The organism is Acetobacter malorum (assembly GCF_001580615.1).
Lineage (GTDB): Bacteria > Pseudomonadota > Alphaproteobacteria > Acetobacterales > Acetobacteraceae > Acetobacter > Acetobacter malorum.
In genome coordinates, this window is sequence record NZ_LHZC01000055.1 from 81,727 (window position 1) to 106,462 (window position 24,736).

22 protein-coding genes and 1 pseudogene are annotated in these 24,736 nt (G+C 59.4%); 8 read left to right on the plus strand and 15 right to left on the minus strand.

Features of this window, described 5'->3' with window-relative positions:
• Positions 1-52: 52 nt before the first annotated feature.
• From AD930_RS13195 to AD930_RS13205, 3 genes are all read right to left on the minus strand, one after another.
• Positions 53-1,822: a chloride channel protein gene (locus AD930_RS13195; protein ID WP_061506617.1), complete on the minus strand. Its 1,770-nt coding sequence runs from the start codon at positions 1,820-1,822 to the stop codon at positions 53-55.
• Between the two features lie 177 nt (positions 1,823-1,999).
• A complete protein-coding gene (locus tag AD930_RS13200; RefSeq protein ID WP_082781884.1) occupies positions 2,000-3,364 on the minus strand; it encodes a hypothetical protein in 1,365 nt (454 codons plus the stop codon).
• 119 nt (positions 3,365-3,483) lie between these two features.
• Complete coding sequence (locus AD930_RS13205; RefSeq protein ID WP_244150590.1) at positions 3,484-4,620, minus strand: ABC transporter substrate-binding protein; 1,137 nt, start codon at positions 4,618-4,620, stop codon at positions 3,484-3,486.
• Positions 4,621-4,725: 105 nt separating this feature from the next.
• On the opposite strand from AD930_RS13205, the gene AD930_RS13210 reads away from it, so the two are divergent.
• Positions 4,726-4,926 (plus strand): hypothetical protein, encoded by a 201-nt coding sequence (locus AD930_RS13210; protein WP_208598613.1) that lies wholly within the window; start codon positions 4,726-4,728, stop codon positions 4,924-4,926.
• On the opposite strand, the gene AD930_RS13215 is transcribed toward AD930_RS13210, so the two are convergent.
• From AD930_RS13215 to tkt, 9 genes and pseudogenes are all read right to left on the minus strand, one after another.
• Positions 4,923-5,153 carry a hypothetical protein gene (locus AD930_RS13215; RefSeq protein WP_043549563.1) on the minus strand — a complete coding sequence of 77 codons (231 nt, stop codon included), beginning with the start codon at positions 5,151-5,153 and terminating at the stop codon, positions 4,923-4,925. The genes AD930_RS13210 and AD930_RS13215 overlap by 4 nt on opposite strands.
• A gap of 25 nt (positions 5,154-5,178) precedes the next feature.
• Complete coding sequence (locus tag AD930_RS18335) at positions 5,179-5,661, minus strand: gluconokinase (RefSeq protein ID WP_081894091.1); 483 nt, start codon at positions 5,659-5,661, stop codon at positions 5,179-5,181.
• 153 nt (positions 5,662-5,814) lie between these two features.
• A pseudogene (gene rpiA, locus AD930_RS13220) lies at positions 5,815-6,516 on the minus strand (ribose-5-phosphate isomerase RpiA); the annotation flags it as partial.
• Between the two features lie 59 nt (positions 6,517-6,575).
• On the minus strand, positions 6,576-7,319 hold the full coding sequence (pgl, locus tag AD930_RS13225; RefSeq protein WP_061506621.1) for a 6-phosphogluconolactonase: 744 nt from the start codon (positions 7,317-7,319) through the stop codon (positions 6,576-6,578).
• A 4-nt stretch (positions 7,320-7,323) separates the two neighbouring features.
• On the minus strand, positions 7,324-8,142 hold the full coding sequence (locus AD930_RS13230; RefSeq protein WP_061506622.1) for a Cof-type HAD-IIB family hydrolase: 819 nt from the start codon (positions 8,140-8,142) through the stop codon (positions 7,324-7,326).
• Between the two features lie 3 nt (positions 8,143-8,145).
• On the minus strand, positions 8,146-9,060 hold the full coding sequence (locus tag AD930_RS13235) for a Cof-type HAD-IIB family hydrolase (RefSeq protein WP_061506623.1): 915 nt from the start codon (positions 9,058-9,060) through the stop codon (positions 8,146-8,148).
• Between the two features lie 45 nt (positions 9,061-9,105).
• Entirely contained in the window at positions 9,106-10,104 is a 999-nt protein-coding gene (gnd, locus tag AD930_RS13240) for a phosphogluconate dehydrogenase (NAD(+)-dependent, decarboxylating) (RefSeq protein ID WP_061506624.1), read from the minus strand.
• 48 nt (positions 10,105-10,152) lie between these two features.
• A complete protein-coding gene (locus AD930_RS13245; RefSeq protein ID WP_061506625.1) occupies positions 10,153-13,008 on the minus strand; it encodes a bifunctional transaldolase/phosoglucose isomerase in 2,856 nt (951 codons plus the stop codon).
• Between the two features lie 86 nt (positions 13,009-13,094).
• On the minus strand, positions 13,095-15,197 hold the full coding sequence (gene tkt, locus AD930_RS13250) for a transketolase (RefSeq protein ID WP_061506626.1): 2,103 nt from the start codon (positions 15,195-15,197) through the stop codon (positions 13,095-13,097).
• A 582-nt stretch (positions 15,198-15,779) separates the two neighbouring features.
• On the opposite strand from tkt, the gene AD930_RS13255 reads away from it, so the two are divergent.
• From AD930_RS13255 to AD930_RS13275, 5 genes are all read left to right on the plus strand, one after another.
• On the plus strand, positions 15,780-16,355 hold the full coding sequence (locus tag AD930_RS13255) for an ankyrin repeat domain-containing protein (RefSeq protein ID WP_061506627.1): 576 nt from the start codon (positions 15,780-15,782) through the stop codon (positions 16,353-16,355).
• A 93-nt stretch (positions 16,356-16,448) separates the two neighbouring features.
• The gene (hisC, locus tag AD930_RS13260) at positions 16,449-17,516 is read left to right on the plus strand and encodes a histidinol-phosphate transaminase (protein ID WP_061506756.1); all 1,068 of its coding nucleotides are present in this window, start codon (positions 16,449-16,451) and stop codon (positions 17,514-17,516) included.
• Positions 17,517-17,690: 174 nt separating this feature from the next.
• Complete coding sequence (locus tag AD930_RS13265; protein ID WP_043549714.1) at positions 17,691-17,966, plus strand: hypothetical protein; 276 nt, start codon at positions 17,691-17,693, stop codon at positions 17,964-17,966.
• A gap of 147 nt (positions 17,967-18,113) precedes the next feature.
• Entirely contained in the window at positions 18,114-19,172 is a 1,059-nt protein-coding gene (locus AD930_RS13270) for a transporter (protein WP_043549574.1), read from the plus strand.
• A 232-nt stretch (positions 19,173-19,404) separates the two neighbouring features.
• Positions 19,405-20,760: an inorganic phosphate transporter gene (locus AD930_RS13275; protein WP_043549717.1), complete on the plus strand. Its 1,356-nt coding sequence runs from the start codon at positions 19,405-19,407 to the stop codon at positions 20,758-20,760.
• Positions 20,761-20,810: 50 nt separating this feature from the next.
• Here the strand turns inward: AD930_RS13275 and AD930_RS13280 are convergent, their stop codons facing one another.
• The 3 genes from AD930_RS13280 to AD930_RS13290 form a co-directional block, all read right to left on the minus strand.
• The gene (locus tag AD930_RS13280) at positions 20,811-21,146 is read right to left on the minus strand and encodes a YnfA family protein (protein ID WP_043549575.1); all 336 of its coding nucleotides are present in this window, start codon (positions 21,144-21,146) and stop codon (positions 20,811-20,813) included.
• Between the two features lie 17 nt (positions 21,147-21,163).
• Positions 21,164-21,826 (minus strand): ABC transporter ATP-binding protein, encoded by a 663-nt coding sequence (locus AD930_RS13285; protein WP_373320522.1) that lies wholly within the window; start codon positions 21,824-21,826, stop codon positions 21,164-21,166.
• A gap of 182 nt (positions 21,827-22,008) precedes the next feature.
• The gene (locus AD930_RS13290; protein ID WP_061506628.1) at positions 22,009-22,908 is read right to left on the minus strand and encodes an ABC transporter permease; all 900 of its coding nucleotides are present in this window, start codon (positions 22,906-22,908) and stop codon (positions 22,009-22,011) included.
• Here AD930_RS13290 and AD930_RS17940 point away from each other — a divergent pair.
• Together AD930_RS17940 and AD930_RS13295 are read left to right on the plus strand one after the other, a co-directional pair.
• Positions 22,907-23,140: a hypothetical protein gene (locus AD930_RS17940; RefSeq protein WP_156477095.1), complete on the plus strand. Its 234-nt coding sequence runs from the start codon at positions 22,907-22,909 to the stop codon at positions 23,138-23,140. The two genes, AD930_RS13290 and AD930_RS17940, sit on opposite strands and share 2 nt — an antisense overlap.
• Positions 23,137-24,576, plus strand: a complete 1,440-nt coding sequence (locus AD930_RS13295) for a transglycosylase SLT domain-containing protein (protein WP_061506629.1) — start codon at positions 23,137-23,139, stop codon at positions 24,574-24,576. The genes AD930_RS17940 and AD930_RS13295 overlap by 4 nt, the downstream gene beginning before the upstream one ends.
• Positions 24,577-24,736: the final 160 nt, after the last annotated feature.

The window sequence follows — 24,736 nt, forward strand, 5'->3', positions numbered from 1 at the left end:
AACGCGCAAAGTGCCGCAAAGTGCTGCAAAGTGCTGCAAAGTGCACGCCCGGTTAAACCCGGTATTTTTCCCCTGCCAGTTCCCGCCGGGTGCGTTCCAGTTCTTCCGCATAGCGGCGCAGCACGTAGCGCTCACTCAGCAGGCCGAGAATGTGGTTGTCGTCATCCACTACAGCCAGCGCCGGGCGGGCCAGCCGCTCGAACGTATCAATGGCGGTGGAGAGTGAGAGGGCCGGGGTCAGCGCCAGATCATCCGCGGCAACCAGTTCCGTCAGTGGCGTGGTTTCCGGCACGCGGTTGGCATGGAACAGCACGTTTTCCACCAGCCCTTTATAATGGTTCTGCTCGTCACACAGAATGATGTAGCGCGGTGTCTGGTTTGGGAAGGCGATGCGGGCGGCCTGCACGGTTTCCGTCGCGGGGAAGGTGGCGACTTCCGTGCGCATCATCCGCTCCACCGTCAGCGTGCGCATCCAGCCTACATCTACGCCGGAGCGGATATTCTCACCGCGCAGATGGAAGCGCCATGTGGCGAAGGAATAGCCAAAGGTCCGCCGCACCGTCATGGAGGACACAATGGCCGAGACCACCACAGCGCCCGTTAGCGGCAGGCTGCCGGTCGTCTCCAGCGCCAGAAAGATCATGGTCATGGGGCCGCCAATAACGGCCACGGCCAGCGCGCACATGCCCACAATGGTGCAGACGGAAACAGGCAGCACGGCCAGCGGGGCGAGCGCTCCGGCAAAGACCGCGCCCGTCAGCACACCCAGATAGAGTGAGGCAAAAAACAGCCCGCCGCGAAAGCCCGAGCCAATGGAAATGGCAGAGGCCAGCGCCTTCAACCCCAGCAGGCCGAGGGCCAGCATGAAGGGCGGCGAGCTGATGAGCCCTGCCCGCATGGCCATGTGGCCGGAGGAGAGAACGGAGGGGGAAATGATCGCCAGCCCGCCCACCAGCAGGCCACCCAGCGCGGGGCGCAGCCAGACCGGCAAAGGCAGGCGCTGGAAGGTGTATTCCGTCAGCGTGACGCCACGCATCAGCATCACTCCCACCAGTCCGGCAAAAACGCCCAGCAGGATAATGGGGAAGTAAGCCAGCAGCGGGATGCCCTGCGGTGTGGCCACCCAGACGGGCGGCAGCACGGTGCCGGTCAGATGCACCACGCCAATACCGCAGATGGCAGCCAGTGCCACCGGGGCGAGGGCGGTAAAGGTGTAGGAGCCGATAATCAGTTCAAACGCATAAAACGCCCCGGCCAGAGGTGCATCAAACGCAGCCCCGATGGCCCCGGCGGCTCCGCAGCCGACCAGCAGGCGCACATCGGCCCGGTGCATGCGCAACTGCCGCCCGATGCGGGAGCCAAAGGCAGCTCCAAGCTGACTGAACCCGGCCTCCAGCCCCAGTGAGGCCCCGCAGCCATTGGAGAGAATGGTTTGCCCGGCCAGAATCAGACTGTCCCGAAAGGACATGCGGCCTCCATGCAGAGCATTGGCCTCAATCGGGTCTGCCGGGTGGAAGCGGGTTTTGCGGGCCAGATACAGGCTGGTCAGCCCCAGCAGCAGGCCGCCGCACGTGGGAACCAGCAGGGCGCGCACGGGGTTAACGGTTGCCAGCCCGGACAGGCGGCCAGATTCCGGGGCCAGCAGATGATGCGCGAGGAATGTTGCGGCCGTCATCAGGCTGACAACACCACCCGCCAGCACGCCGACAAGGGCTGCCAGCGCGATCAGCCACAGAGTGTCTTTACGGACAAGCGCCCTGAGCGCCGCCAGAAGCCGGGGCGGCGTGTTGTGGGTGCGCATATGGTCCAGCAAGCCGGTCATGGCTGCGCTGAAACAGGCAGAGGGACGTCTGTCTGGTGTCTCACGCTGTCCGTAATGCCTGTTTTCTCCTGCGGGAGGAAATATTAAATTTAATATTTTCTTCTTATGGATATTAAAGAGGGTATCCATAAGAATATATAACTATTTCCTCTGCGTTAATGAATGGATGAATAGATATTATTTTTCCAAAAAAGTAATTTGCATGGCAATCAAATTCCCGCCTTGAGGTGCTTCAGACCATTGCCCATTAGATGCTCTGATAGGAAAATGATCTCCTTGGAACAGGCCGCCATAAATACAATCGCATGTTAAGGATGCAGGTCCAGTAATACGAATTGCAAATGCTTGAATGGCAAGAGAATTTCCAATGGTTCCTGAAAAATCACCATTACTTTTCCATTCAGTGATGGTTCCATCTTTTAGTTTGGCTCGATATTCCAAATTGATATCAGGAGAATGTGATGTGATGGAAAATGCTTCTATGGACCTCATCTGTTCATCCATGCTGCCGCAGACGAGATTTCCACAAGGGCTGGCATCGGTTATTAAAGAGCGACTTATAAAATCTCCATGATTTGAAATGTGTGCCTTGAGTTCTATTTTCCAAATTCTTTCTTTTTCAAAGTCTTCTATAGAAAAAAGTTTCTTTCTTCTGTGAATTTTATCCTGTGCAACAGCCGGAATTGTGGATCCACCACTATCCTGGCGAATTTGCAGGGTTTCTTTTGATGTATTGTAGATATAGTGATTTAAAACAGGTTCATATGTTTTGCAAAATTTTTCAAAGCTTACAAAAGAAGAAAACGTTGATTCACAATTCCCAATAAAATACCGAGCATTTGAGGCAATCTCAAAATCAACAAGAGATAGAAAGAGATTATTTTTTTTGGAAATATCAAAAAAATCACTTTTGAAAAAAGCGTCAACGCCAAAGTCATTTTTAAAGTAATTTCTTACATCTTCCTTTTTGTCAGTATTTTTTTCATCACATAAAATATATATAGATTGAATATCAGGAAAAGTGTTGATGGTTTTTTGTATAATATTTTTGTAGGACTCTGAAGAACTGGAAAACCCTACCCAGTCGTTTTCAATGCGCATTTGTAACGCATGCTTGATACCAAGAGTGCCATAGAGGCTTTGGCAAAGAATATTTGAAAATTCCAGGATAAATTTCTTGGGGGTGAAAGTACGGATGATTTGTGCTCCCATTTCCCCAAGAGCACTTCGTCCGAGTTGACCTATTTCCCCATATTTTTTGGCACCTTTACAGAAACAGTGCCATCCATCAGTAGTATCTTCTTCATTTCCGGTGGGGTTATCAATAATATTTACACCAAAAGAAGCCATAACATTTTTTATGGCAGAAATTTCAAAATATTCATCTAGAGGAACTACTTTGTGTGTATTAATGCGGGGATCAAAGTCTACCAAATTAGGTAAAATTATGCTTTCTTGATATTCGAGTGCTTCATAAGCTAAACCAGTAAGTGATAGTTTTTGGTTTGTAATACCTAGACCGCAGTGGTTGTAGAAAAGCATGCTGACTGTCCCTTAATAAATTGATTTTTTGTATATAAAAAATCAAAAAAAATCAATAGTTCTGATATATTTCTATTGTGTTGAAAAGTTTTAGAATAATAAAAAATTTTCTCGTTTTATTATAAAACCATAGGTGGCTGGTCTGCCAGAATTCGTGTCACGTCGTCATCCGTCAGGCTGTAGCGGAAGAACTGTTTGTAGAACGCTTTCAGGTCCCGGCGCACGTCGATGTCCTTGAAGAGTTCCGGCTGGACGTGCTGGGCCGCCCATTCCAGTTGAAGCAGAACCTCACACCCGTAGCGATCCCACGGGAACACACCCTGCGGGTTGGTCCATGCCTTGCCGTTCTGGAAAGCTGCCAAGGTGCGCAGCGGGGCGTCTGCCGCCAGAGGTCCGGCGTTGGCCCCGATGACAATCATATCCGGGTTCCAGGCCGCAATCTGCTCAAACGTGACGGGGCGATGGTTGCCGGAAACTTCTGCCGCCGCATTGCGACCGCCAGCCGCCTGAATCCATGCATCAATCAGCGTATCTTTGCCGTCAATTTGCAGGGGGTTAAGGCGGGCAATATGCAGCACACGTGGGCGGGCGGAGGCGGGCAGGGAGACCGTGCGGGCGTGCAGACTCTGCTGCAACGCTTCCAGCTTCTGGCGATATTCGCTGGCGATCTCATGCGCATAAGGCGTGGCGAGGGCGTCGGCCGTCATGTCCACGGAGGTGAGCATCTGTGGCAGTGTGGTGTAGTGCGCATCCAGCGTAGGCAGGCCGGTTTTGCGCAGTTCTTCCGCCTTGGCATGGGTGGGCACAAAGACCAGCCCGATATGGCGGTTCAGCAGGTCTTCCGGGTTCACACTGTCCGGGTGGACGCCGGTTTCCGCCGAGCGCAGCATCGGGGCGACCTTAAACAGCCAGGGCAGGTCCGCCGGTTTGTCTGCCGAGACCTTAATGCGTTCCGCCCCGCCGAGCATGACGGTAATCTCGTTATGGGCAAACCAGAGGTCCGCAATGTTGGCGGCACTTTTGTCCAGCGCAACGCTGGCGCCACTCATATCCGTAACCGTGCGCGGATAGACCGGGATATTATTCACCGTCGGCATGGTGGCCACGGCCTGCGCGACAACATGCGCGCCGGGGCCAGCTGCGGGATGCGCCGGTTGTGCGGCAGCCTGACCGGACACAGCCAGAGGGGTGGCCAGCCCCACGCCCAGCAGGCTGAGCATGAGGGACGAGGAGCAGAGCAGTCTGCAACGGAGCATGAAAGAGCGCATGAGTATCCCGGACCTGATCGTATTATATACGTTAGAATACAGAAGGCGCGGGTGCAATATGGCGGCTCTCCAAACACGAAAAGGGAAGAACCGGTGCGACAACACAAAGTAATGCTGGGGGATAAAGTGCTGTATCAGGCCGCGCAGCTGACCCATGCTGAACGCTTTGCCGCAGCGCGCCGGGCGGAGGGTGTGCCCTGCCATGTGGTGCCGGATACCACAGCCAAACCGCCGCGCCGGGAGCAGATCAACCCGCTCACCGGCCAGCCCCGCAAACGCGGACGGGTGCGTTAAGCCAGCACCGTCCGGTTGCGCCGCCATGCGTCTTCCAGCGCATCGGCCGGGTCCTGATGCGCGTCACTCCACGCGCCCTCGGCGGCTTCCGGCGCATGGACCATGGCGCGCCATAAGGCGGGGCCCGTCGCGCGCTCCATCCGTATGGCCCATGAGGGGGGAATACGCGTGAGCAACCGTTCCATCTTCTGCCCGGATGTCAGCGGTTTTGCGTAATTATGGCCCACAGCGCATTCCCCCTTTTGCTTAAAGTCAGATGGTTTTCAGATAGGACAGAATTTCCGCAATGGTTTCAGCCGGATTGGTATCTGCGGACATGCTGAGGGCATGTTCATCCGCCGCCGGTGCTTCCAGCGTCTGCAACTGGCTGGGCAGCAGGGTGGGGGGCATATAGTGGCCCCGCCGGCGCTTCAGCCGTTCCAGCAGCACGGCTTCCGATGTGTGCAGATAGATAAAGATGGGCTCCAGCCCGCCTTTGCGCAGCACATCCCGGTAGGAATGTTTCAGCGCGGAGCAGGTGAGAATCCCGCCGGTGCCCGCCCGGTTACACTCGGCCAGCCATTCCTGGCAGCGGGCCAGCCAGGGCCAGCGGTCTTCATCATTCAGCGGAATGCTGGCGGCCATTTTGGCAACATTGGCGGCGGGGTGCAGGTCATCCCCTTCCTGAAAAGGCCAGCCCAGCTCATTGCGCAGGCCCTCCGCAATGGTGGTCTTGCCGGAGCCTGAAACGCCCATAATCACCAGCAACTGTTTTTTGATGCCGCTTGCCACCGGCTGTGTCGGCAACACGGTCTTGCTGCTGCCGTTCTCGTTCGGCACGGGCGGCACGCGGGTGACAGGCTCGGACGGGTCTAGTGCCGGGGTGGCAATCAGCCCGTCGGACACGGTGGGAGTAATCACGCGAATGCCCTCAGGGCCTGCGGTAATGGCCTGCGTCGCCATTTCAATAAACAGCCCGTGTTCCACCACACCCACAATGCTGTGGATATCCGTGCCCAGCTTGTGCGGGTCTTCAATCGGGCCGAACACGCAATCCATAATCAGGTTCTTTTCATCCGTGAGATAAAAAGAGCCATCCCGGTGTTTGCGCGGGGTAACGTGCGCGCCCATGCGGCCGAGCTTTACCGCTACATTCTCCCAGCCAAAGGGAATGACTTCCACCGGCACCGGGCAGAGCATGCCCAAATGGTCAACATACTTGCTGCTGTCAGCCACAATCACAAACTGCTTTGCGGCGGAGGCGACAATTTTCTCCCGCAGCAGCGCGCCGCCCCGGCCTTTAACGAGGTTGAGCGTGCGCGGCTCGATCTCATCCGCGCCATCAATGGTAATGTCGAGTTCAGGATGGGCGGCAAAGGTGGTGAGCGGAATGCCTTCCTCCCGCGCCTGTGCTTCCGTAGCGTCGGAGGTGGGAATGGCGCAGATTTTCAGCCCTTCCTCCCGCACGCGGCGGCCGAGTTCCGCCACGACAAAAAACGCTGTGGAGCCTGTGCCAAGGCCGACGGCCATCCCGTCCTGCACCAGTGATGCGGCCTTGATGGCGGCTTGCTGTTTCAGGTTGGCGGCGGGGTCTGGTGCTTTGCCGGTCATGGAGAGGGTCCTTATTTTTGTTTTTTTATGGTCGGGTGTGGTGTCAGGGTGTGGGTGTTTTATACGTCTGCCGGGGCGGCGTCACGGTCCAGCACCCAGGTCAGATCGCCCATGGCGGTAATGGCACTCGCCGGGCAGGCGGGGTCCTGCGCGCGGACTTTGGCCACCGTCTCCCGCTTGGAGGCACCTTCCACCAGAAAGACAACATGGCGGCTGGCATCAATGGCCGGGTAGGTCATGGTCAGGCGGGTATAGGGGGCGACGGGCGGCACGCAGGTGGAAACCCACGCCGTGCGTTCCTTCAGCACCGGCTGACCGGGGAAGAGGGAGGCCGTATGGCCATCGCTGCCCAGCCCGAGCAGATTGACATCAAACAGCGGCTTGCCCGGCTGGAGGGTGTCTGCCCCGTAAAACTTTTTCAGTTCGGCATCATACTCTTTGGCGGCGTCTTCCGCAGTGCCTGCCGTGGGGATGAGGTGCACATTTTCAGCCGGCACCGGCACGCGGGAGAACAGCAGGCGCTGGAGCATGCCGGAATTGCTGTCTTCATGGTCATGCGCCAGAAAGCGGTCATCCCCCAGAAAGAACTCCATGCGTGCCCAGGGGAAGCGGCTGGCATACGGCTCGGATGCCATCATGCTGTACAGTAGCTGCGGCGTGCTGCCGCCGGAAAGGGCAATGCTGAACGGCTCATCCTTTTTAGCCAGCGCCTCCTGCAGCAGCCAGTCGGCCAGATGGCGCGTGGCGGCTTCTCTGTCTGCAAAAACGGCAACTTTGCCAGTGCGGGTGTTCTGTCCGGTCATGATATCAGTCCTCTCCGAGCACAAACCGTTCAATGCCTTTGGCAAACCCATCCTCTTCAGAAGACGCAGTTGTCCATGTGGCGCTGGTTTGCACGCTTTCTGTCGCCTGCCCCATGGCAATGGAGGTGCCACTGGCGCGGAACATCAGCACATCATTTGGCTGATCCCCAACGGTGAGCATGGCGGTGGCGGGTATGTTCAGCAGGCGTTCCAGCGTGTGGACAACGCCGCCTTTGTTGGCATCCGGGTGGGTGATGTCAACATAATAGGGTTGAGACAGGGCGGCGGAAGCCGAGGCCCCCAGCTCCTGCGCCAGCGTGTTGGCCACGCGGCGCATCAGCTCCGCATCATCACTCACACCGGTAATCTTGATCACATCATCCAGCACGTCATCATAAGAACTGGTGACGCGGGGCGGGAATTTGACTGTCCATTGCTCCCGCGCCACGTGCGGCGCGGAGGCATCCGGCACCAGCCAGTCCTGCGAAGTATAAACCCACGCGGGCACACCGTGCTCTTTCAGCAAAGCGAGAGTTTTTTCCGCAACCGTACGGGGCAGGCGCAGGGCACTGATAAGGTGCATATCCGGCCGCACCATCATGCCGCCGTTAAAGCCTGCCAGCGGGGTTGTCAGCCCTAGTGGCTCAATGAGCATGGCCATGCCACGGGGTGGCCTGCCGGATGTAATGGCAAACAGAATATCCCGCGCCCGCAAGGCCTGCACGGCCCGGATAGCACGCGGGGTGAGAATTTTCTCCCGCGTGACCAGTGTGCCATCCACATCAGCCAGCACCAGCCGGATGTCATGCGGCGGGCGGGGCATGGGTCAGGCCCCGGCGGGCGTGCCGGGGGATGCGGCAGGCGCGCTGGCGGGGTGATCGTTCAGGGAGACCGCACGGGGCAGCACAAGGGTTTCAATGGCTTTGGACCAGCCTTCATCCGTATTGGCGGCTGTCACAAAATGGGCCTGCGCGGCCACACCTTCGGAGGCCTGCCCCATGGCGATGGCAAGGCCTGCGACTTTGAACATCGGCACATCGTTGTCCATATCGCCAATGCAGGCCACTTCGGAAGGATCAACCCCGTAGAACTCTGCCAGATGGCGCAGGGCGTTGCCCTTGTTGGCATCCAGCGGGGTAATATCAAGGAACCACTGGCTGGAGCGGGCAACACTTGCGCGGCCTTCCAGCAGCATCCCAATTTCGGCTTCCTGCCGGGCAACGGCATCATAATCGGCAGAGGAGCCGGTGATTTTGCCAATACCGGTGGTGGAGCCTGCAAAGCTGGAGACGATCTGCGGGTCCATACGCACGGCTTTGCGTTCCGGCTCCACATACGCACCGGTGGGGTTATCCACCAGCCATTCATGCCCACGGAACAGCCAGGCATCCAGATTATGCACTTTCAGCATATCCAGCGCGTCCTGCACCGCTCCCGGGTCCAGTGCCAGCTGGGAGCGCACCGTGCGGTCGGCATTGAAGATTGTGCCGCCATTTAACGCGCCATACGGCGTGTGCAGGCCGAGCACATCAAAATACATCTCAATCCCGCCCGGCGGGCGGCTGCTGACGAGGCACAGCGGAATACCCGCGTCTTTCAGCGCCTGCACGGCGGCCAGCGTGTGGTGCGTGACCTGCTTTTCCGGGGTCAGCAAGGTGCCGTCCATATCGGATACCACCAGCTTGATGCGAGACGCCGGGGGCGCAAGAGCGGCGTGAAGGGCGTTATCGGTAACCGTCATGCTGCGTCTGCGCTCCCAGTGTTAAGCATGTGCTAAAATACGCACTTAGTCTTTTGTTTCAACGTGTCCACCAAAGCCATACCGCATGGCAGACAGCACTTTTTCCGAGAACGTGTTGCCAGAGCGGGAGCGGAAGCGGGTGAAGAGCGCTGCCGTCATCACCGGCACGGGCACGGCTTCTTCAATCGCGGCTTCAATCGTCCAGCGGCCTTCCCCGGAATCATTCACTTCCCCGGAGAATTCGGAGAGGGACTCATTCTTGGTCAGCGCCTGTGCCGTCAGATCCAGCAGCCAGGAGGAGACAACGCTGCCACGCCGCCAGACTTCCGCAATATCCGCCATGTTGAGCGAGAAGCGTTCATCTTCCGGCAGCAGCGGGGCGTCCTTGCGGTACATCACGTCAAAGCCTTCGGCAAAGGCCTGCATCATGCCGTATTCAATGCCGTTATGGACCATTTTGACAAAATGGCCGGAGCCTGCCGGGCCGCAATACAGGTAGCCCTGCTCGGCGCGCGGGTCCACGCCCTCACGGTCACGGCCGGGGGTGCGCGGAATATCGCCAATGCCGGGGGCAAGGGCGGACAGGATGGGGTCGATATGTTCAGCAGCTTCCTTCGCGCCGCCGTACATCATGCAGTAGCCGCGTTCCAGGCCCCACACGCCGCCGGAGGTGCCGACATCAATATAATCAATGCCTTTTTCAGCCAGCGTTTTGGCGCGGCGGATATCGTCCTTGTAGTAGGTGTTGCCACCATCAATCACAATATCGCCGCGCTGCATCAGGCCGCCCAGAGACATCACGGTTTCTTCCGTAATCTCACCAGCCGGGAGCATGGACCAGACAATGCGCTTCGGGCCTGCCAGTTTTTCCACCACATCCGTCAGGCTGCTGGCGCCAACGGCACGACTGGCGTCCGCACGGGCCACCACTTTTTCAACAGCTGCGGGGTCACGGTCATAGACCACCACGTCATGTCCATGCCGTGTGAGGCGGACGGCAATATTGCCGCCCATTCTGCCAAGCCCGACGATGCCGATCTGCATACTCAGTTTTTCCTTATCGTGTCTTAATCGTATCTTAAACCGTGTGTTTTACAGGGCGCCGTGCAGCGCAGTGGCCAGAGCGGCCAGACCGTCTTTCAGAGAGCCGTGGATGTGCACGCGCAGGGCGCGGCGGCCCCGTTCGGCCAGAACGTCAAAGTCGCCACGGGCCTGTGCGGCTTTCACCACCCCAAAGCTGTAGTTGGCACCCGGCACCGGCAGATCCTTCGCGTCATCCGCCGTAATCTGCAGGAACACGCCCGTGTTGGGTCCGCCTTTGTAGGCCTGCCCCGTGGAGTGCAGGAAGCGTGGGCCAAACTCTGCCGCCGTGGCAATGGTCTTGGCATCACGGATTTTCAGCCGGGTGTGCTGGATCCATTCCATCGTCGCACGGTCACGCTCGATATAGGCCAGCAGACCCACATAATCGCCCGCTTTCACGCGGTCGAAATGGGCTTTCAGAATAGCTTCCGCGCTGTCCCCTTTCAGGGCTTTGGCGTTGGCCGGGTCCGCAAAAAAGGAGAACGACCCGTGCTGCGCAAACGGCTGCTCAGCAGGGAGTTTGCCGGTCTCGTTATAGGCATCGGTCAGCTTGCGGGTTTCCAACTTGCTGGCTTCCACATCCGGCTGATCAAACGGGTCAATCCCCAGGAACGCCCCGGCCACAGCCGTTGCAATCTCCCAGCGGAAGAATTCCTGCGCAATCTGGCGCTTGCTGTGCAGATTGATGGTGATAACCGGCTGCCCGGCATCAATCAGCGTGGCAATGGCTTCATCCTGCTCATGCCGGTGCTCGGGCACCAGACGCAGGTAAACAAACAGACGGTCTGCGCCGTAGCGTTTGGGGCCACCCAGTGTTTCATCATCAATGGGGATGATGCCCTTGCCGTGCTTGCCGGTGGATTCAGCAATCAGCTGCTCCATCCATGCGCCAAAATCGGCAATCTGCGGCGTGGCGATAATGCTCAGCTTGTCCCGCCCGAACTGCGTTGCGGCCACACCCATAATAGTGCCCAGTGTCACACCGGGGTTCTGGGCTGGCGGCACGCTGGCGTCGCTCATGCGCACGCCGCGCAGGGCGTCTTCCAGGAACAGCTTCAGCGGCAGGCCAGCCGCAGCGGCAGGCACCATGCCGAAGTTGGACAGCACGGAATAGCGGCCACCAATCTGCGGGTCGCCTGCAAAAATCTTCCAGAAGCCGTCTTTTTTAGCCAGCGCTTCCAGCTTGGAGCCGGGATCGGTAATGGCTACAAAGTGGGACCCAGCCTTTTCACCCAGTGCGCGTTTGGCAAGGTCATGGAAGTAGGCGAGCATGATGTTCGGCTCAAGCGTGCCACCGGATTTGGAAGCGACGATGAACAGCGTGTTCGCCGGGTCAATCTTTTTTTCAAACGTGGCAACCTGCTGCGGGTCCGTGCTGTCCAGCACATACAGGTGGCCAAAGCCTTCATGCTTGCCAAAGGTCATGGCCAGCACTTCCGGCCCAAGGCTGGAGCCCCCCATGCCCATCAGCAGAACCTGCTGGAAGTTGCGGGCTTTCACTTCTGCCTGAAAGCTTTCCAGCTCGGACAGGTGGGCCAGACGGTCTTCAACAATGTTGAGCCAGTTCAGCCACTTGCTTTCCGGGCCATTGGTCCAGACGGAGGCATCCCTGTTCCACAGCTTGCGGATGGTGCCGTCTTTACGCCATGCCGTCAGCCCTTTCTGCACCGCTTCTTCCAGCGGGGCGGGGAGGCTGGTCTTCATGTCGGTCAGCTTGTCACCCAGCATGGCCTGCTGTTTGGCGGCGACCGAGCCGAGCAGGCTGTCAAACGCTTCCTCAAAAGAGGTCACGCCTTCATCCACCAGTGTGGCGGTCACGCCGTCCAGATCCAGCTTCAGCCGTTCGGCTTCATTCATCACGTGGCGGGCGTCATCAAGGCCGGCCATCAGCGTTTCGGACACGGTGCCGTGGTCACGGAATGCATCCATGGTGGCAGGCGGCACGGTGTTGACGGTGTGCGGGCCAATCAGACTGTCCACATACAGCACGTCGCTATAGGCTTTGTCCTTGGTGCCGGTGGAGGCCCACAGCAGGCGCTGCGGCTGGGCACCAGCGGCTTCCAGAGCCTTCCAGCGCGGGGTCTGCATCATTTCCTGCCAGTAGCCATAGGCCACCTTGGCGTTGGCAATGGCGACCTTACCGCGCAGGGCTTTCAGGGCGTCTGCGTCTTTGTCACCCGCTTTCACGCGGCGATCAATTTCGCCATCAATCTTGCCGTCAATGCGGCTGACGAAGAAGGAGGCGACGGACGCGACTTTGGACAGGTCACCGCCCTTTTTCTGCAGGTCTTCAAGCCCCAGCAGCCACGCATCTACCACAGCTTTGTAAGCAGAGAGCGCGAAAATCAGCGTGACGTTGACGTTGATGCCCGCAGCAATGGTCTGCCTGATGGCGGGGATGCTTTCCGGCGTGGCCGGAATTTTGATCATCAGGTTGGGTTCAGCCACATCGGCCCACAGGCGCTGGGCTTCATGCGCTGTGCCTTTTTCGTCCCGCGCCAGATAGGGGGAGACTTCAAGGCTGACAAACCCGTCTTTCTTGTGGGTGGCCTCATACACCGGAGCCAGAACATGGGCTGCGGTCTTGATGTCCCGCACGGCCAGCTTTTCATACAAAGCACCGGGGGAGACATTGTCATGCGCCAGAACATCGCGGATCTGCGCGTCATATTCCGTGCCTTCCCCCATAGCCTTCTGGAAAATGGCCGGGTTGGAGGTCACACCACGAATATCGTCGTCCTGCACAAGGCGTGCCAGAGAGCCGTCTTCAACAAAGGAGCGGCGGATGAAGTCAAGCCACGGAGACTGCTGGACCGAGGCAAGGCCCCGCAGCGGGTTGGCACCTTTAGAAGAAGAGGCAGTCATGCTTGGCATCCTTTCTGCACACCGCCCGGCCTTTCAGACTGAACCGGGCGGCATAGAAGCATCTACTATCGTATGAAGCTGCGGCCTCAGCCCACCTGACGGCGGGCTGCGTCCAGCACTGCTTCCGGCGTAAAGCCGAATTTCTTCGCCAGCTGACCAGCCGGAGCAGAGGCCCCGAAGCCGCGCATGGCGATAATTTCACCCGTTGGGCCCGCATAGCGGTCCCAGCCGATGGGGGAGCCGGCTTCAATCGTCACGCGGCCCGTGACGGAAGGCGGTAGCACCGTATCACGGTAAGATTGTGGCTGTGATTCAAACACTTCCCAGCTCGGCAGGGAGACCACGCGGGCCGGGATGCCGTCTTTTGTCAGCGCTTCATACGCGGAGACCGCCACAGAAAGCTCACTGCCGGAGGCAATCAGAATGACCTTCGGCGTCTCTTTGCTGTCGGCCAGAATGTAGCCGCCTTTTGCCGCGCCGGAGGCCGGGGCAAAGCGCGTGCGGTCCAGCGTGGGCAGGTTCTGGCGGCTGAGGGCCAGTGCCACCGGGCCATCCTGCTTGGCAATCAGGTAGCGCCAGACTTCGGCCACTTCATTCGCGTCACCGGGGCGGAAAATGGTCATGCCCGGTGTGGCGCGCAGCTGCACAAGCTGTTCGATAGGCTGATGCGTCGGGCCGTCTTCCCCCACGCCGATGGAATCATGCGTGAAGATGTAGGTCACCGGCTGGTGCATCAGGGCGGAAAGCCGGATGGGGGCCTTCATGTAATCAGAGAAGATCAGGAACCCGGCGCAGAAGGGACGCAGGCCATACAGGGCCATGCCGTTTACAATCGCGCCCATGGCATGCTCACGCACACCAAAATGGAAGTTCCGCCCACCGTAGGACCCACCCCATGCCGCAGGCTGGAAGCTTTCCTCGCCTTTCAGATTGGTTTTGGTGGAGGGTGCGAGGTCAGCCGAACCACCCAGCAGCCAGGGCAGGCGGCCAGCCACAGCGTTCAGCACTTCACCAGAGCTGGCGCGGGAGGCGATACCTTTTTCACTGGCTTCATAAACCGGGATCTGTGCGTCCCAGCCTTCCGGCAGTTTGCCGCCCAGAATGGCATCCAGTTCAGCTGCCAGTTCCGGGTGGGCCGTGTGATACTCGGCAAACAGCTTTTCCCATGCGGCGCGGGCTTTGGCGCCGCGCGTGCCCATGCCGTCCTGCATGTGGGTCTGCACGCCGTCCGGCACATAGAAGCTCTGGTCTTCCGGCCAGCCATAGGCTTTTTTGGTCTCGCGAATTTCTTCCGCACCCAGCGGTTCACCATGCGCTGCGGCGGTGCCAGCCTTATGCGGCGCACCCCATGCAATGACGGAGTGGACCAGAATAAAGGTGGGGCGTTCGGTCTCGGCTTTGGCCTGAGCGAGCAGATCCTTCAGGGCAGCGGTATCGTTCGCGTCCTTCAGCACCAGCACCTGCCAGCCATAGGCGGCAAAGCGGGCGGCAACATCTTCTGTCAGCGCAATGTCGGTGGAGCCTTCAATGGAGATGCGGTTGGCATCATACATCCACACCAGATTACCCAGCTTGAGGTGGCCTGCGGTGGAGGCGGCCTCGCTGGAGATGCCTTCCATCATGTCACCATCGCCACACAGCGTGTAAACATGGTGGTTGAACAGCTCAAAGCCAGGCTTGTTGAAGCGTGCGGCCAGCCATTTTTCCGCCATCGCCATACCGACGGAGTTCCCACAGCCCTGCCCGAGCGGGCCGGTGGTCGTCTCAACGCCGGTGGTGTGGCCGTATTCCGGGTGGCCGGGGGTTTTGGAATCAAGCTGACGGAACTGCTCAAGGTCAGCAATGGTCAGGGATGGCTCATTGGTCACCTTGCCGTTCTTCACCTGCCGCACACCGGCAAGGTAGATCAGCGAATAGATGAGCATGGAGGCATGGCCGATGGACAGCACAAAGCGGTCCCGGTTGGGCCAGAGCGGGTCTGCCGGGTCGTAGTTCAGAACGTCCTGCCACAGGGTATAGGCAACCGGAGCCAGCGCCATGGCTGTGCCGGGGTGGCCTGAATTGGCTTTCTGAACCCCATCCATAGAGAGCGTGCGGATGGTGTTAATGCACAGGTTATCGAGGTTGGCCGTCCCCCCGGCTTCCAAACCGTTCGGTGCGCGAAGAGGGGTGGGAAAAGAGGCACGCATGCTAACCTATCCTTCAGAGTGGACGTTTTTTGTTTTGACCCGGTGAGACCACGCACCGGAGCAGCCGGCAGGAGATCAGGGTTGTGCACAATCACACGGTCCGGCGTTATTGGGCAAGAGAGCAGGTGCGAGACTCTGCCTCATTCTCTTCGGGTCGGTCGGCCGTTCACTCAGGCTGTAACGCAGCAGGTGGGGTGGAGGCTGCGTGGGAGGAGAATTGAATCTCATTTTTGAGATTATTCTGGCATGCAAAACGGGCTTTTCTTCTTTCCCACGCACACGCGGGAGAGCCGGTTTTCCTCCCGTTTTTTGTCGGGGGAGGATCACAAGGCGTTGCTTTGCAGGCGCTATCACTTGCGCGTGAGGCAACGGAAAGAGGCGGTTTTTCCCCATGTGCGGGCTTTGGGGGCCGGGGTGGCGTGCCCTCTGCGTCCGGCAGGTCAGCCCCGCCATGGGCAGGAAACGCTGCACAGGCTGAGGCGTTTGCAGTATAGAGGGCGGCAGTCCATAGCGTCACCCGGTCCGCCGGGCCGGTGGCTGGCGCTGTATTTGAGTTGATAAGAATTTTTCCGGAGGTCGAGCATGACACAGGTTTCTTCTCAGGACCCGCGTTCTCAGGGCACGCAGACCCCGGGAGCCGGACCTGGGCTCTTTGGTGACTTTACGCAGGAACAGGTGGAAGCCCTGTTCATCAACGCCGCGCGGGAAGGGGAGGCCGATCTGCTTTCCAGCTTTCTGGACGCGGGGATGGACCCCAACCTGCGGGCGGAAAAAGGCTACACCCCACTGATTCTGGCCTCCTATAACGGCCACGAGGAAGCTGTCAGCACGTTGCTGGCACGCGGGGCCAAGCCTGATTTGCAGGATGAAAAAGGGGCGACGGCGCTGGCCGGCGTGGCGTTCAAAGGCTTTCTGCCCATCGCCCGCCTGCTGCTGGATGCGGGGGCGAAGGTCGATGTGCCCAACGCTGTGGGCCGCACGCCGCTGATGTTTGCCGTCATGTTCGGGCGTGATGACATGGCGAAGCTGCTGCTGAAAGCCGGAGCCAGCCCGACCCACCGTGATGGTGAGGGCCTGAACGCGCTGGATCTGGCCCAGCGGCAGGGTAATGCGGCCCTTGCGGCGCTGATCAAAGAGCAGAACGCCGGGCAGGCCTAACGTTTCTCAGGCTTTTCAGGCGGAAACGCATCGTTTAGGGGTGAAGGCAGTCCATTCGGGGGCTGCCTTTTCTTTTTGCGGATGTTTTCAGCCATGAGCCGTTTCTGGAGTCCTCTTGTTCACCGCCTGACGCCGTACGTGCCGGGCGAGCAGCCCAAAATGGCCGACCTGATCAAGCTGAACACCAATGAATCCCCCTACGGGCCGTCTCCCCGTGCGCTGGATGCCATGAAGGCCGCCGCGGATGACAACATGCGCCTGTATCCAGACCCGGAAGCCACCCGCCTGCGCACCGTTCTGGCGGAGCGCGTGGGGCTGAAGGCGGAGAACGTGTTTGTTGGCAATGGCTCGGATGAAGTGCTGGCCCACGCCTTTCAGGCCTTCTTCGCGCATGGCGAGCCGATCCTGTTCGCGGATGTCACCTACAGTTTCTACAAGGTCTATTGCGGCCTGTATGACCTGCCGTATCGCCTTGTGCCGCTGAATGCGGAGATGGGCATTGATGTGGCTGATTATGCCGGCCCGTGCAGCGGCGTTGTGCTGGCCAACCCCAATGCCCCAACCGGCATCGCGCTGGACCTGAACGAGGTCCGCCGCCTGCTGGAAATGCACCCTGACCGCGTGGTGCTGGTGGATGAGGCCTATGTCGATTTTGGCGCGGAAAGTGCCGTAGCACTGGTGAAGGACTACCCGAACCTGCTGGTGGTGCAGACCTTCTCCAAATCCCGTGCGCTGGCCGGGGCACGGGTGGGCTTTGCCTTTGCCCAGCCGGAGCTGATTGAAGGCCTGACCCGCGTGAAGGACAGCTTCAATTCCTACCCGCTGGATCGCATTGCGCAGGCCGGGGCCACCGCTGCGGTGGAAGATGAAGGCTGGTTTCTGGACAGCGTGGAAAAGGTGATTACCACCCGCAAAATCCTGTCTGCAAAGCTGGCTGAACTGGGCTTCAAGGTCTTGCCTTCACAGGCTAATTTTGTCTATGTTCACCATGCTGACCGCGATGCCGCGGAACTGGCGGCGGACCTGCGGGAGCGCGCCATTATCGTCCGGCATCTGCGCGGTGTGCGCACATCCTCGTGGCTGCGGATCACGGTTGGAACAGACCAGCAGTGCGAGATGCTTCTCTCTGCCCTGCGGGACATTCTCCTCCGCAACCGCTGAATACGGCGTTCGGGCAGGTCTTGAGCCTGCCAGACCAGTATTTGTGCGTACTCTACATACAAAAACGGTGTTTTCCCCGCCTGTCCGGCCTTGTCCGGCGGCGGGCGTGTGTCTGTGTGCTCTGGCAGCCTGTGGCTGCTGAAGGGCGGTTACAATAATCAAGGGAGTGAACCCATGCGTGCCTTTCATGGTCAAATGTCAGACAACCAGCCCATCCGCCGCAGCCTGCCGGAAAAGCAGAAACAGCTGCGTGACCTGAAGGAAACGCTGGCCGCTATGAAGGCCCACACCTCTCCGGCTCTCAAGGAAAGCGTGCGCAAGCGCATTGCTCAGCTGGAAGCGGAAATTAAGGCCGCCCCGGCGCTTAAACCGGCCCGTAAGCCTGCCGCCGCCGGTGCCCGCGCAGGTGGAGATGCCCGTCGTCCGGCCCGCCCGGTGCGCCCGCGCTAAGGTTAAAGCCTGCAAAAATAAGGGAGCCTTGGTCCCGTAAGCCTGCTGTGATATGAACCGGACCAGTTTGCGGCGACCGGTCGTGGACAGTGCACTTCCTTACGGGACAGGCAACGATCGCCCTTTCGGGAAACAGGGAGTTCAGCGATGGCCGGAAAAGCCTCCTCCACTTTACCTGAGTCAATCTCGGAAGGCGGCACACTGCTGCGTGATGGTCTGATCTGGGCCATCTTCTGTCGCCCGGGGCATGAGCCGGTTGAGCTTGAGCGGGACGTTGTAACCCAGCGCCTGCTCACCGGGGCGTTCCCGCCGGAACTGGCCAATACGGACGGGTGGGCGTGGTTCCACTTTGATATTGTCCACACCCTCTCTCGCTCCCAGATTGAACAGATTCCCTCCCTGCCGGAAGAAGTGCGGCAGGTCCTTACTAATCTGGAGCGCAGCATCCGTCTGGATAGTGAAGACGAGACGGTGTTTGGCGCGCTACCCGCGTTTGATGACACCACCACGGATGATGACCGGAACGTCAGCACATGGCGGTTTGCCCTTCAGCCAGATTTGCTGATCACCACCCGCCGCCACCCGATTCCCGCTCTTGGCGTGGTGTTTCATGAACTCCGGCGCGGACTGGTGCCGCGTTCCCCCGCTAATCTGGTGGACCGTGCGCTGCTGGAATTTGCTGATACCCTGCGGCGTGATTTTGCCCGGCTGGATGACCAGCTGGACCGTGCGGAAGATGTTCTGCTGATGCTGGATCGGGATACTGATCTGGGCCGTATGAGCGGTCTGCTCGGTCTTGTGCGCCGCCGCTCCACGGAACTGCGCCGTGTGCTGGCCCCGGTGGACCGTATTTTCAAAGATGAAGAGATGGAACTGCCAGAGTGGGCGGAGGATGACCTGCGCGACCGCTCCCATCGTCAGGTTCACGCAGCACTGGATGACCTTCTGGCCTTGCAGGACCGCGCGCGCTCCCTGCAGGACGAACTGACGTCCAATCAGGCGGAAGAAACCAACCACCGCCTGTACATCGTCTCCGTCGGCACGACGTTGATGCTGCCTGCCACGTTCGTTACCGGCTTTTTCGGTATGAATACTGGTGGCATGTTCCTCACGGATGGCTCATGGGGCACGGTGGAAGCCGGTGGCCTGTGCTTCGCCATCATGTTTGGTACCTGGCTTCTGCTGAAGTTCACCCGCCTGCTCTAAGCTAAGGTGGAGACTTTGGGTCTTTCCGGTTTTCCTAACTCCCGAAAAACGCTTGGAAAGTTTCGGATTGGCATTGCCTTACGCCCATCAGCAAGTCAGATCAGTTCCAGTTGGCACTAAGAAAAACACCAAATAGGGTCAGTTAAGGTTTTGTGAATTTCGCTGTTGAGGCGATGAAAAAAGTATAAAACTGGTCTTAATGCGAAGCAGTGCAACACAGGTACTGGTTCCCATGCTTCATTTTGCTCCGTATTCGGTGCTTTCCATTCTGGCGCTGACCACTTGCTTTCTGCTGGTCTGCGTTTTTGAATTTGTTAACGGTTTTCATGACACGGCCAACGCCGTGGCAACGGTCATCTACACTCACTCCCTCAAACCGCGCGTGGCCGTGATCTGGTCGGGCCTGATGAACTTCGTCGGCGTGCTGGCGGGCGGCATCAGCGTGGCCTATGGGCTGGTGGAACTGCTGCCGGCGGACGTGCTGTCTCCTCCCAATGGAGACCCGGCCATCCCGATGCTGATCTCCCTGTTCGGCACGGCACTGGCATGGAATCTGGTGACCTGGTGGTTCGGGATCCCCAACTCCAGCTCCCACTGTGTGATTGGCGCGCTGATTGGCGTGGCCATTGGCGATGCGTTCCTGCACACGCGCGGTCTGGGCAACAGTGTTGACTGGTCTCAGATCTGGAAAGTGCTGCGCGCACTGGCCATTTCCCCCATTCTCGGTCTGGTCGGTGCGGGCGGCCTGTATTTCATCCTGAAGCATGTGGTGAAGGACCCGGAACTCTATCAGCCGCCGCAGGGTGAAAAGCCCCCGCATGGCTGGGTGCGTGGCCTGCTGATCCTCACCTGCACGGGTGTCAGCTTCTCCCACGGCAGCAATGATGGTCAGAAGAGCATCGGCCTGATCATGCTGACCATTATCGGGATCCTGCCCGCCACGTTCGCACTCAGCCCGAATGCGGGTTCCCACATCCCGCAGATCGCCCCGCAGGCGGTGATCGCGGCTCCGTTGCTGCAACAGTATGACCATGACGGCCTGAGGGAAGAAGCTCTGGCCTCCGTCGCGCGCCTGCAGACGACTGACCCGGGCAACGTTGTGGCCTCTCAGCTGCGCGCGGATATTTATGAAGTTCTGGCTGGTCTGAAGTCTGTTGCGTCCAACACCGAGGCGTCTGTTGCGGACAAGAAAAGTGCGAAAGACATCAGCGCCGTCCTGCGCCCGACGGTGGAATACGCCCCCTGGTGGGTGCGCCTGCTGAGCGCCCTGTGCCTCGGCCTTGGCACGATGATTGGCTATAAGCGGATTGTGCACACGCTGGGTGAGAAGATTGGCAACACGCATCTTACGCCCGCACAGGGTGCGTCCGCCGAGCTGGTTGGCGCGGGCCTGATTGCAACTGCGGGCTATACCGGCCTGCCTGTTTCCACCACCCATATCATCACGGCAGGTATTGCCGGGACCATGCTCGGCTCTGGTAGCGGCATCAACCCGAAGATGCTGACCAAAATCGCACTGGCATGGATCTTCACACTGCCCATCACTATCGCGATTGCCGCGACGCTGTTTTACGTCATCAGCATGTAAAGCCGGTTTCCCCTGCCTGCGCTTACGCGTGCGGGCAGGGGACTAACTGCTCAGGTTCCTCTGGGCGCCAGTAGGATCATGGACGCGCCACCCAGACAGATCAGCGCACCCAGCAGCTCCCATTTATCCGGAGTGCGGCCTTCGACCACGCGCATCCAGATGAGCGATGCGGTGATGTAAATCCCGCCATAGGCCGCATAGGCCCGGCCTGCGGAGTCCGACTCAATGCGGGTGAGCAGAAGGGCGAAGACAATCAGGCTGACAAGGCCGGGCACCAGCAGCCATGCGGAGCGGCCTTCCTTCAGCCACAGCCACACGGCAAAACACCCCGCAATTTCTGCAAAGCCTGCGGCCAGATAAATCAGAAAAGGTTTGAGCAAAAGCACGGTCTGTCCCCGCTCGTTCAGGTTTTGTCGTCCGGTAACTGCATGTCGGTACGGTAGGCGGCCATCACCTCGGCGGTGGGGCCATCCATGCGGATCTGCCCGCCTTCCATCCAGATCAGCCGGGTGCACCATTCTTCCAGCACGTCCAGCGCGTGGGAGGTAATGACCAGAATATCCGTGTTGTTCACCACGGAAGACAGGCGCTTTTCCGCGCGCTCCCGGAAGTGGAAATCCCCGGCCATAAACCATTCATCCATCAGCAGGATCTGCGGCGTAATGGCGGTGGCCAGCCCAAAGCCCAGACGGACGATCATGCCGGAGGAATAGAGCCGCACGGGCAGGTCGAGAAAGGTATCAAGCTGGGCGAACTCTTCCACATCCTGCTCAAGCTGGCGGATCTGCGCGGTCGTCAGCCCTTTATGGCGGCCCATCAGGGTAATGTTTTCACGCCCCGTCAGTTCCGGGTTCATGCCGGAATTCACATCCAGCAACGCCGCAACCTGCCCGCGAATCAGCACATTGGGGGCATCGGGCATGTAGATGCCGGCCATCACCCGCAGCAGGGTCGATTTACCCGCGCCATTATGGCCAATCAGGCCGACCCGTTCCCCGGCCTTGATCTCTACAGAGACATCATCCAGCGCCTGCACATAAATCGGGCCGCCGTCAGGCCGGTCCATCCGCACTTCGCCCCCGGTGCGCAGGCTGCGGGAATTGGTGAGCGCCGCCTTGCCGCGTTTGAACAGCAGCTTTTTAAGGGAGCGCGCACCCCCATGAAAAATCGGGAAGTCGAGCGACAGATCCTCAATACTGATGGAGGACGTGCCGGGGGCCACGCGCCCGGCGTCAAAAACAGAGCCACTCATACCCAGAACGCCAGTTTGCTGCGGGAGCGGGAGAACACAAACAGCGCGAGCAGGCAGAACACCACGCTAATACCGCTGGAAATCAGCCAGGACATAGCGGAGGGGATCTGCCCGAGGAACGGCCTGCGCACAATTTCCAGCAGGGAATAGAAGGGGTTGAAATAGAGCAGCCAGGCATGGCCTGCCACCTGCTTGGGCTCCCAGATAATGGGCGTGATGTAGAAGATGATCTGCATGACACTGCCCACAATAGGCGGAATATCGCGGAAGCGCGCACACGCACAGCCCAGCAGCAGGCACAGCGCCACACTATCCACCAGCCACAGCAGCAGGGCGGGCAGCGCCAGCACGACATCGGCCCCGGGGGAGATGCCAAAAATCAGGAAGACGACGACCGGCACCACCAGATTGTAACTGAAGACAATCCCGCACCGCATCATGGTCCGCAGGGCCTGCACTGTGTAGGGCATGTTGACCGAGCGCAGCGTTTCCGTAGCGCGGGTAAAGGTCCAACAGCTTTCAAGAATCAGGGCGGAGAGGCCCGTCTGCCATAGAATTATCGAAATTGAGAGGTAGGGCAGGTAATCTTTCAGAACAAGATGAAACAGCTGGGAATAGATCAACCCCATGGAGCCGATCATGATTGCCGTTGTCAGCGTCAGCCAGAACGGCCCCAGTGTGGACCCGCTGAATTGCAGCCGGATATCCAGCCAGCCCAGCGTGGCCGCCAGACGCCACAGCCGGAAGCCATCCGCAATGTCCTTGCATGCCATGACCACGCGTGAGCGGGTACGCGGTGCGGACTCCAGCGGGCCGGACCCGTTCGGGCCAGCCGCAACGGGCGGGGCAGGGGCTGTAAAGCCTGTATGTTCGGTGGAACCGGAACTGACCATCATGCCCTCTCGCCTATCCGATCACGCAGCGGCCCGCAACTCCCGCGCCATCCTGCACGGCCGGATTATGTGCGGAAAAGTCGGGCGGAAGTGCGGCGGAAGCCGGGATGATCGGTTGCATGACACTGGCTGGCGTTATAGAGACTTAAAGAACATTCTTTCCATATACTCTCAGGAGAATCCCCCGCTGGCCGGTGGTGCCTCCTCGCGTGGGCAGGGCGGATATAATCCATGACATCCAGACGACCCCCCTTCCGTTTTTATCAGTCCCTTGCCCCGCAGCGGCGCAAGGTTCTGCGTCGTGCTGTGCGGACGTCCCCTCTTCTTGGTCTGCTGGCCATGCTGGCGGCCTGTGCGGGGCAGCCCGGCACGGATGGCTCACCGTCCATTCCTGTGGCGGAAGAAGCTGAGCAATATCGTGCCCACGCCCGGTCTTACTACGCCCCGCCCGGCCCGCCGGAAGATCCGTGGGGGCCGTATATTCAGGAAGCCTCCAAAAAGTTTGACGTGCCGGAAGAATGGGTTCGTGCCGTCATGCAGCAGGAATCCGGGGGCCGCCTGTACCACAATGGCCAGTTTGTCACCTCAGCGCCCGGTGCCATGGGCCTGATGCAGCTCATGCCGCCGACCTATGATGCCCTGCGCTACGCTTATAATCTGGGTGATGATGCGTTTGACCCGCATGACAACATTATGGCCGGCACGGCCTATATCCGGCAGATGTATGATGTGTATGGCTCCCCCGGCTTTCTGGCGGCCTATAACGCCGGGCCGGGCCGGCTTGAGGACTTCCTGACGCGCAACCGCACCCTGCCGCGTGAAACCCGGAATTATGTGGCCTCCATTGGCCGCCGGATTGTGGGTATCTGGCCGGCTAACCGCTCTCAGGCGGATATGCTGGTGGCCAGCCATGACAGCATGGCTCTGGCGTATCAGCCAGTACAGTCCAACACGGCAACAAGCTCCGTCCGCACGGCATGGCAGCGCAGGCAGTCTGGCCTGCCGACGGAGAGCCAGCCTGTACAGGTGGCGGAAGCCGCAACGGAAAGCGGTACAGCGGCCACCCCGTCCTATGGTGCGGACTGGCACCCGGTCTCTCGCGCAACGGCCCCGTCTTCTACGCGGAATGATGTCAGTTCTGTCTGGGCGCAGCGCCTTGCGAATTCTGGCACTTCTGCTGGTGGCGCGTCTGAAGCTCCGGTGCAGGTCGCACAGGCGGTTGATGCGTCTGAACCTGTTGAGGATGCGGCGGATGAGGCACAGGCTGCCGCAACCCCGGCGACGGTCGCTCCGGCGCAGCCCCATGTGCTGCGCATTGCCGCTGTAACGCCTGCCGCGACACCAAGCCGCAGCCGGTCTTTCCATCTGGTTTCTCCGGCCATGGCAGAACCCGCCCCGCTGCTGAGCAAAAAAGCCCGCGCGCAGGAGCCACGGAACTGGGCCATTCAGGTGGGGGCGTTCAACACAGCCTCCATGGCGCAGCAGGCCACAGGGCAGGCTCGTAATCAGGCCACGCTTTCGGGCGCCAAGGCACAGGTTGCCGCCGTGCAGGTCAAAAAAGGCCGCCTCTACCGCGCCCGTCTGACCAACCTGTCCCACACAGATGCCGTCGCTGCATGCCGCCGCCTGAGCGGGTGCGTGCTGGTTTCTCCGGACTCCTCACGGTCCTGATTTCAGACAAACGCCTCATCTTACGCAGGCTATAGAAAAGACCAGTATTGAGCCTTCAGGGTTTGATACTGGTCTTTTTTTGCCTCAAAAGCCCCGGTTTGCCCGGAAAAAAGAAAAGCTTTTCGCTTAGAGAGCATGTATGGACGGGGCCTCAAGGCGC

Excerpts from the sequence above, each read along its gene's own strand:
- AD930_RS13255 (WP_061506627.1), top strand. The coding sequence starts at position 15,780 with ATGACACAGGTTTCTTCTCAGGACCCGCGTTCTCAGGGCACGCAGACC.
- AD930_RS13200 (WP_082781884.1), bottom strand. The coding sequence starts at position 3,364 with ATGCTTTTCTACAACCACTGCGGTCTAGGTATTACAAACCAAAAACTA.
- AD930_RS13270 (WP_043549574.1), top strand. The coding sequence starts at position 18,114 with ATGGCCGGAAAAGCCTCCTCCACTTTACCTGAGTCAATCTCGGAAGGC.
- tkt (WP_061506626.1), bottom strand. The coding sequence starts at position 15,197 with ATGCGTGCCTCTTTTCCCACCCCTCTTCGCGCACCGAACGGTTTGGAA.
- AD930_RS13205 (WP_244150590.1), bottom strand. The coding sequence starts at position 4,620 with ATGCTCCGTTGCAGACTGCTCTGCTCCTCGTCCCTCATGCTCAGCCTG.
- AD930_RS13275 (WP_043549717.1), top strand. The coding sequence starts at position 19,405 with ATGCTTCATTTTGCTCCGTATTCGGTGCTTTCCATTCTGGCGCTGACC.
- AD930_RS13230 (WP_061506622.1), bottom strand. The coding sequence starts at position 8,142 with ATGCCCCGCCCGCCGCATGACATCCGGCTGGTGCTGGCTGATGTGGAT.
- AD930_RS13245 (WP_061506625.1), bottom strand. The coding sequence starts at position 13,008 with ATGACTGCCTCTTCTTCTAAAGGTGCCAACCCGCTGCGGGGCCTTGCC.
- AD930_RS17940 (WP_156477095.1), top strand. The coding sequence starts at position 22,907 with ATGCCCTCTCGCCTATCCGATCACGCAGCGGCCCGCAACTCCCGCGCC.
- AD930_RS13285 (WP_373320522.1), bottom strand. The coding sequence starts at position 21,826 with ATGGACCGGCCTGACGGCGGCCCGATTTATGTGCAGGCGCTGGATGAT.
- pgl (WP_061506621.1), bottom strand. The coding sequence starts at position 7,319 with ATGACCGGACAGAACACCCGCACTGGCAAAGTTGCCGTTTTTGCAGAC.
- AD930_RS13265 (WP_043549714.1), top strand. The coding sequence starts at position 17,691 with ATGCGTGCCTTTCATGGTCAAATGTCAGACAACCAGCCCATCCGCCGC.
- AD930_RS13195 (WP_061506617.1), bottom strand. The coding sequence starts at position 1,822 with ATGACCGGCTTGCTGGACCATATGCGCACCCACAACACGCCGCCCCGG.
- AD930_RS13295 (WP_061506629.1), top strand. The coding sequence starts at position 23,137 with ATGACATCCAGACGACCCCCCTTCCGTTTTTATCAGTCCCTTGCCCCG.
- hisC (WP_061506756.1), top strand. The coding sequence starts at position 16,449 with ATGAGCCGTTTCTGGAGTCCTCTTGTTCACCGCCTGACGCCGTACGTG.
- AD930_RS18335 (WP_081894091.1), bottom strand. The coding sequence starts at position 5,661 with ATGGGCGTTTCAGGCTCCGGCAAGACCACCATTGCGGAGGGCCTGCGC.
- gnd (WP_061506624.1), bottom strand. The coding sequence starts at position 10,104 with ATGCAGATCGGCATCGTCGGGCTTGGCAGAATGGGCGGCAATATTGCC.
- AD930_RS13235 (WP_061506623.1), bottom strand. The coding sequence starts at position 9,060 with ATGACGGTTACCGATAACGCCCTTCACGCCGCTCTTGCGCCCCCGGCG.
- AD930_RS13290 (WP_061506628.1), bottom strand. The coding sequence starts at position 22,908 with ATGATGGTCAGTTCCGGTTCCACCGAACATACAGGCTTTACAGCCCCT.